The sequence below is a fragment of the Streptomyces sp. 4N124 genome (assembly GCF_052245395.1).
Lineage (GTDB): Bacteria > Actinomycetota > Actinomycetes > Streptomycetales > Streptomycetaceae > Streptomyces.
Genome location: NZ_JBQQBS010000123.1, coordinates 1 through 6,846, shown reverse-complemented (window position 1 = coordinate 6,846; position 6,846 = coordinate 1). Strand labels below are relative to the sequence as shown.

Genomic DNA, 6,846 nt, shown 5'->3' with positions numbered 1-6,846 from the left:
AACGGCCTCGTCCTCAAACTCCCCCAGAGGGGGCACCCCCAACGGGCTGAAATGCGCGGACCGGCGCCAAGAAGTGCGGCGCCCCCAGCGGGTGGGTGGGGGCTTGGGATGGCCGTTCTCGTCCTCGAACGCCGGGCGGGCTGGATGTTGCCGACCGGCGATGACAAGTGAGGCACCCCCGGTGGGTGGGGTCGTCCTTAGCGGGTGCGTGGGGTGGGGGATGGGGGTGTTGGCAGGTAGGGCGCTGTTGAGGGGAGGCTCAGGTCTGAGGGGAGTAGGGAGCCCACCCAGCAGTCTCGGCGTACGCCTTTGTTGTTGAGGGCGGAGCGGAGGGTGCCTTCGATGGTGAAGCCGGCGCGTTCGGCGACGGCGCGGGATGCCGTGTTGCCTACTTCGGCTCGCCACTCGATGCGGTCGACCGAGACGTGGGTGAAGGCCCAGCGGGCGGCGGTGAGGGTGGCCTCGGTGATGTAGCCGTTGCCTCGGTGGTGTTTCGTGGCCCAGAAACCGATCTCGGCTACGCCCAGGGAGCGCATGGTGATGCCGAGCATGCCGACCAACTCCCCTTCGGGGAGGAAGGCGCCGAAGGTGAACATGGAACCGTTCGCCCAGCCCTCCGGAGCGAGGTGTTCCGTGAAGCTCTCGGCGTGTTCGGGGAGGTAGGGCGAGGGGATCGTGGTCCAGCGCTGGATCTCGGGGTCCTGGGCGGCGGCGTACACGGCGTCCGTGTCGTGCGGACCGACCGTGCGCAGGACGAGACGGTCGGTGGTCAGCGTGGCGGGTTCCATCCGGTGATTCTGGTGGGGGTCTCGACGAGGACGCCATCTTTTCGCCGTGCGTGAGCGGGTGATCACAGTTCGCGCAATTCGTCGGCGCGACGCGGCACCATCCGTGGGCCCCGGCCGTTGTCCCCTATTGAAGAGTATTGAAGAGTTGTGCAGCAGCGGACAGTCGCAGTCCCGGCAGGCCTCCCGGCGTACCGGGGTCCTCGCATACGATGGCCGTTGCTCAGTCAAGTCAAATGGAAACCGACCGTCCCAGGCCCGACCGGCAAGGAGACCAACCCCCGTGTCCGTCCTCTCGAAGATCATGCGTGCAGGCGAAGGCAAAATCCTGCGCAAGCTGCACCGCATCGCGGACCAGGTCAACTCCATCGAAGAGGACTTCGTCGACCTCTCCGACGCCGAGCTGCGGGCCCTCACCGATGAGTACAAGCAGCGGTATGCCGATGGTGAGAGCCTGGACGACCTGCTGCCCGAGGCGTTCGCCACCGTGCGGGAGGCCGCCAAGCGCGTCCTCGGCCAGCGCCACTACGACGTGCAGATGATGGGCGGCGCGGCCCTGCACATGGGCTACGTGGCCGAGATGAAGACCGGTGAGGGCAAGACCCTGGTCGGCACCCTGCCCGCGTATCTGAACGCCCTCTCCGGAGACGGCGTCCACATCATCACGGTCAACGACTACCTGGCCGAGCGCGACTCCGAGATGATGGGCCGCATCCACCGGTTCCTGGGCCTGTCCGTCGGCTGCATCCTCGCCAACATGACGCCGGCCCAGCGCCGCGAGCAGTACGGCTGCGACATCACGTACGGCACGAACAACGAATTCGGCTTCGACTACCTGCGCGACAACATGGCGTGGTCCAAGGACGAACTCGTCCAGCGCGGCCACAACTTCGCCATCGTCGACGAGGTCGACTCCATCCTCATCGACGAGGCCCGTACGCCGCTGATCATCTCCGGCCCGGCCGACCAGGCCACCAAGTGGTACGGCGACTTCGCCAAGTTGGTCACGCGCCTCAAGCGCGGCGAGGCGGGCAACCCCCTCAAGGGCATCGAGGAGACCGGCGACTACGACGTCGACGAGAAGAAGCGCACAGTCGCCATCCACGAGTCCGGCGTCAGCAAGGTCGAGGACTGGCTGGGCATCGACAACCTCTACGAGTCGGTGAACACGCCTCTGGTGGGCTACCTGAACAACGCCATCAAGGCGAAGGAGCTCTTCAAGAAGGACAAGGACTACGTCGTCATCGACGGCGAGGTCATGATCGTCGACGAGCACACCGGCCGTATCCTCGCCGGCCGCCGTTACAACGAGGGCATGCACCAGGCGATCGAGGCGAAGGAAGGGGTGGACATCAAGGACGAGAACCAGACGCTCGCCACGATCACCCTGCAGAACTTCTTCCGTCTCTACGACAAGCTCTCCGGCATGACCGGTACGGCGATGACGGAGGCCGCCGAGTTCCACCAGATCTACAAGCTCGGCGTGGTCCCCATCCCGACCAACCGGCCGATGGTCCGCGCCGACCAGTCGGACCTGATCTACCGCACCGAGGTCGCGAAGTTCGACGCGGTCGTCGACGACATCGCCGAGAAGCACGAGAAGGGCCAGCCGATCCTCGTCGGTACGACGTCGGTCGAGAAGTCCGAATACCTCTCGCAGCAGCTCTCCAAGCGCGGCATCCAGCACGAAGTGCTGAACGCCAAGCAGCACGACCGTGAGGCGTCGATCGTCGCCCAGGCCGGCCGCAAGGGCGCCGTGACGGTCGCCACCAACATGGCCGGCCGTGGTACGGACATCAAGCTCGGCGGCAACCCCGACGACCTCGCCGAGGCCGAGCTGCGCCAGCGCGGCCTCGACCCCGAGGAGCACATCGAGGAGTGGGCCGCGGCGCTGCCCGCCGCCCTGGAGCGGGCCGAGAAGGCCGTGCGGGCCGAGTTCGAGGAGGTCAAGGACCTCGGCGGGCTCTACGTCCTGGGCACCGAGCGGCATGAGTCGCGGCGTATCGACAACCAGCTGCGCGGTCGTTCCGGCCGTCAGGGCGACCCCGGCGAGTCCCGCTTCTACCTGTCGCTCGGCGACGACCTGATGCGCCTGTTCAAGGCCCAGATGGTCGAGCGCGTGATGTCGATGGCGAACGTCCCGGACGATGTGCCGATCGAGAACAAGATGGTCACGCGCGCGATCGCGTCGGCCCAGTCGCAGGTCGAGCAGCAGAACTTCGAGACCCGTAAGAACGTTCTGAAGTACGACGAGGTCCTCAACCGGCAGCGCGAGGTCATCTACGGCGAGCGCCGCCGCGTCCTGGAGGGCGAGGACCTGCACGAGCAGATCCAGCACTTCATGGACGACACGATCGACGCGTACGTCCAGGCCGAGACCGCCGAGGGCTTCGCCGAGGAGTGGGACCTGGACCGGCTGTGGGGCGCCTTCAAGCAGCTCTACCCGGTGAAGGTCACCATCGAGGAGCTGGAAGAGGCGGCCGGCGACCGGGCCGGCCTCACCGCCGAGTTCCTCGCCGACTCGATCAAGGACGACATCCACGAGCAGTACGAGGCGCGTGAGACGCAGCTCGGCTCCGAGATCATGCGTGAGCTGGAGCGCCGGGTCGTGCTGTCGGTCCTGGACCGCAAGTGGCGCGAGCACCTCTACGAGATGGACTACCTCCAGGAAGGCATCGGCCTGCGCGCGATGGCGCAGAAGGACCCGCTGGTCGAGTACCAGCGCGAGGGCTTCGACATGTTCACCGCCATGATGGAGGGCATCAAGGAGGAGTCCGTCGGCTACCTGTTCAACCTGGAGGTCCAGGTCGAGCAGCAGGTCGAGGAGGTCCCGGTCGAGGACGCCAAGCAGCCGACCCTGCAGAAGCAGGACGCGGTGCCGGCGCAGGCGGGGTCCCGCCCCGAGATCCGCGCCAAGGGCCTGGAGGCTCCGCAGCGGCGCAACCTGCACTTCACCGCGCCGACCGTGGACGGCGAGGGCGGCACCGTCGAGGGCGACTTCGTCGGCGACGAGGAGACCGCCGGGGCGCGTTCCGAGTCCGACGGCCTCACCCGCGCGGAGCGCCGCAAGCAGGCGCGGGGCGGGCGGCGCCGCAAGAAGTGACGGGCGCTTCGCGAGAGTGGCAGCGGTTGTGATGGCTGTTCCATGACGTGAGGCCGAGTTGTGAGGGGCCGGGCATCCTGAGGGTGCCCGGCCCCGTGTTGTGGGCGGGCTTCAGTCGTCGACCGGCTCCGGTGTGCGCCGGCCGTCCAACTCCACCGCCGTGCAGCGCCAGCGCAGGTCCGGGCCCTTCTCCAGGCGGAAGGCCATGGCGCGCAGCTCGTCACCGGCGCCGATGCGGGCGAAGGCCTCGACGGCGCCGGCGTGGACGATGTAGTAGCCGATGTCGCGGACGACGGGGCGGGTGCCGCGGGTGCGCAGAAGACCGTGTTCCGCGAGCCGGGCCAGTTCGTCGTAGGCGCAGCCCGCGGTGTGGCCCAGCATCCAGTGGACGGGGCGCTGGCCGCTCAGGACGAGCAGCAGGCGGTCGGCGAAGACATCGGTGGGCCGGGGGCGCGGGGCGGGCCTGGACGGGCTCTGGGGCGGTACGGCGGGAGACGCGGTGGCGGAGGTCGTACGGGCCTCGCTGCGCGTCCTCGTGCGCGATGCCGTGCTGCTCGGTGTGCGGGGCGGGGTACCGCCGGGGCGGCGGGTGTCACGGCGGCCGGGAGGGCGCGTGCCCGCGTCGTGGTTCGCCCTGGTCATGACCTTGTTCATGAGTGTCCCCGCTCGGTGGGCCCGGGGGTACCGGGCAGTAACTTGCTGGTGGGGATCTTGTACGGGGCCGCGGGCCGCGACGGCAAGGAAGCCGCGACCTGGGCGGAGGTGGTCGCACGGTTCACTTATCCGGGTGATCCAGATCTGTCCAGGCCCGTGATCTCGCGGGCGCACCGGGTGAGTTCCGGGCGTGAGGTGGACGCCTCCCGAGGCATGGGCAGGAACCCGAAAGGGGACGCCCGCACGTATCCTGAAGGCCCTCCGGGAGACGCGGACTCGCTCTTCCCGGGGTCAGCGGAGCCCTCGACCACGAAAGCGGCCAGCCATGCGCGTCTACGTCCCTCTGACCCTCTCCGGTCTCGCCGAGGCGTACAAGACGGGTGAGCTGGGAGACGGACCGTTCGTCGCCTACGCCGTCACGCCCGGGTTGCGCGAGTGGTACCTCTCCGACGACATCGAGGAGCTGGAGTACGCGGCGCTCAGCCGGGCCGCGCTGGCCTCGCTGCGGCTGCTGGCGGCCGACTCCGGGGCGGTACGGCGCCGGGTCGTGGTCGCCGTCGACGTACCCGAGGGGGCCGCGGTCGCCGACCCCGACCGGGGGCTCGATCCCTCGGCGCTGGGAGAGGTGCGGATCGGCGGGGCCGTATCGCTGGCCAAGGCGGCGTCGGTGCATGTCGACGCCGGGGACGCGGAGGCGGACGTGGCCGCCGCGGCGGAGGCCCTCGAGGCGGCGGACGCCGGTGACGACGACGCGCAGTTCGTCGTGGACGGGGCCGAGGACCACGAGCTGCTGTGGTACGCCAGGCAGGAGATTCCGAATCTGGTGGGGCTCGGGGACTGAGGCCGCCCGCGCGGACCGTGCCTCCTGGTATCGAGAGATCCGCCCTTGACCTGCTGGTTCTCTTGATTGTCAGTGGTGACGGGTACGGTTTTTGGCATGGGGATGCAAACGGACGCGCACATTGTCTGGGACTGGAACGGGACGCTGTTCCACGACAACGACGCAATCATCGGGGCGACGAACGCGGCTTTCGCCGAGCTGGGGCTCGACCCGATCACGATGGAGGAGTACCGGTCGCTGTACTGCGTGCCGGTGCCGAAGTTCTACGAGCGGCTGCTGGGGCGGCTGCCGACCGGGGACGAGTGGTTGGTCATGGACGAGACCTTCCACCGGTACTACGCCGAGCACCGGGTGACGTGCGGGCTCACCGAAGGCGTCGCCGAGCTGCTGGAGAGCTGGCGGTCGGCGGGGCGCAGCCAGTCGCTTCTCAGCATGTACGTCCATGACGAACTCGTCCCGTTGGTGCGGGGGTTCGGGATCGAGCCGCACTTCATACGGGTCGACGGGCGGACCGGGCCGTCCGGGGGCAGCAAGGCCGAGCACATGGAGCGGCACGTGGCGGCGCTCGCCGGTGTGGACCCCGCTCGTACGGTGGTGATCGGGGACGCCGCGGATGACGCGGTGGCGGCGCGTCATGTGGGGGCGCGGGCCGTGCTGTACACCGGGGGGTCGCACAGCCGGGCGAGCCTTGAGGAGGCGGGGGTGCCGGTGGTGGACACGTTGGGGGAAGCGGTTGCGATGGCGGAGCGGTTGGCCGCGTGACGCCTGCGGCGGGCGTGCGGGTGGGGTGGCTCAGGTTGCCGGGGCCTTTGCGCGGAGGACGGTGAGGAACTCTCGCATCCAGCTGGGGTGGTCGGGCCAGGCGCGGGAGGAGACGAGGGTGCCGTCCACCACGGCCTCGGTGTCCTGGAAGGTGGCGCCGGCGGCCTGCATGTCCGGCTCCAGCGCCGGGTACGCGGTGACGCGGCGGCCTCGGAGGCTGTCTGTCGCGGCGGTGAGGAGGGGGCCGTGGCAGATCTGGGCGACGGGTTTGTCGGCGTCGAAGAAGGACTTGAGGATCTTGCGGAGTTCGGGGTCGTTGCGGAGGTACTCCGGGGCCCGGCCGCCGGGGATGACGAGGGCGGCGTACTGGCCGGGGTCGACGTCGGCGAAGGCCAGGTCTGCGGGCCAGGTGTAGCCGGGCTTTTCGGTGTAGGTGTCGAAGCCGGGTTCGAAGTCGTGGACGACGAACTGGAGCTTTTTGCGGGTGGGGGCGGCGATGTGGACCTCGTAGCCCTCTTCGCGGAGACGTTGGTAGGGGTACAGGACTTCCAGGGACTCGGCTGCGTCGCCGGTGACGATGAGGATCTTGGCCGACATTGGGCTGCGCTCCCCTCGAGGATGGGTTTGGCTTTGGCGGGCGCTATGGGCACCGTGCCTAGGGGTGGGGGTCTTGCCAAGGGGGACGGCGGCGGGGGGTGTTG

The 6,846-nt window shown here is 68.9% G+C and carries 6 protein-coding genes; 3 read left to right on the top strand and 3 right to left on the bottom strand.

Annotation, left to right across the window (positions count from 1 at the left end):
• Positions 1-197 precede the first annotated feature (197 nt).
• The gene (locus tag ACTWQO_RS48180; RefSeq protein ID WP_443243760.1) at positions 198-788 is read right to left on the bottom strand and encodes a GNAT family N-acetyltransferase; all 591 of its coding nucleotides are present in this window, start codon (positions 786-788) and stop codon (positions 198-200) included.
• A 280-nt stretch (positions 789-1,068) separates the two neighbouring features.
• On the opposite strand from ACTWQO_RS48180, the gene secA reads away from it, so the two are divergent.
• A complete protein-coding gene (gene secA / locus ACTWQO_RS48175; protein ID WP_443243759.1) occupies positions 1,069-3,888 on the top strand; it encodes a preprotein translocase subunit SecA in 2,820 nt (939 codons plus the stop codon).
• A 111-nt stretch (positions 3,889-3,999) separates the two neighbouring features.
• On the opposite strand, the gene ACTWQO_RS48170 is transcribed toward secA, so the two are convergent.
• Positions 4,000-4,542 carry an Rv3235 family protein gene (locus ACTWQO_RS48170; protein WP_443243758.1) on the bottom strand — a complete coding sequence of 181 codons (543 nt, stop codon included), beginning with the start codon at positions 4,540-4,542 and terminating at the stop codon, positions 4,000-4,002.
• 325 nt (positions 4,543-4,867) lie between these two features.
• On the opposite strand from ACTWQO_RS48170, the gene ACTWQO_RS48165 reads away from it, so the two are divergent.
• Both ACTWQO_RS48165 and ACTWQO_RS48160 read left to right on the top strand, forming a co-directional pair.
• A complete protein-coding gene (locus tag ACTWQO_RS48165; RefSeq protein ID WP_443243757.1) occupies positions 4,868-5,383 on the top strand; it encodes a DUF6912 family protein in 516 nt (171 codons plus the stop codon).
• Positions 5,384-5,479: 96 nt separating this feature from the next.
• Positions 5,480-6,145: an HAD family hydrolase gene (locus tag ACTWQO_RS48160; protein ID WP_443243756.1), complete on the top strand. Its 666-nt coding sequence runs from the start codon at positions 5,480-5,482 to the stop codon at positions 6,143-6,145.
• Between the two features lie 30 nt (positions 6,146-6,175).
• On the opposite strand, the gene ACTWQO_RS48155 is transcribed toward ACTWQO_RS48160, so the two are convergent.
• Entirely contained in the window at positions 6,176-6,742 is a 567-nt protein-coding gene (locus ACTWQO_RS48155) for a DJ-1/PfpI family protein (protein ID WP_443243755.1), read from the bottom strand.
• Positions 6,743-6,846: the final 104 nt, after the last annotated feature.

What these genes read in the sequence shown, in the direction of transcription:
- ACTWQO_RS48180 (WP_443243760.1), bottom strand. Translation starts at nt 788, where the DNA reads ATGGAACCCGCCACGCTGACCACCGACCGTCTCGTCCTGCGCACGGTC.
- ACTWQO_RS48170 (WP_443243758.1), bottom strand. Translation starts at nt 4,542, where the DNA reads ATGAACAAGGTCATGACCAGGGCGAACCACGACGCGGGCACGCGCCCT.
- ACTWQO_RS48165 (WP_443243757.1), top strand. Translation starts at nt 4,868, where the DNA reads ATGCGCGTCTACGTCCCTCTGACCCTCTCCGGTCTCGCCGAGGCGTAC.
- ACTWQO_RS48160 (WP_443243756.1), top strand. Translation starts at nt 5,480, where the DNA reads ATGGGGATGCAAACGGACGCGCACATTGTCTGGGACTGGAACGGGACG.
- ACTWQO_RS48155 (WP_443243755.1), bottom strand. Translation starts at nt 6,742, where the DNA reads ATGTCGGCCAAGATCCTCATCGTCACCGGCGACGCAGCCGAGTCCCTG.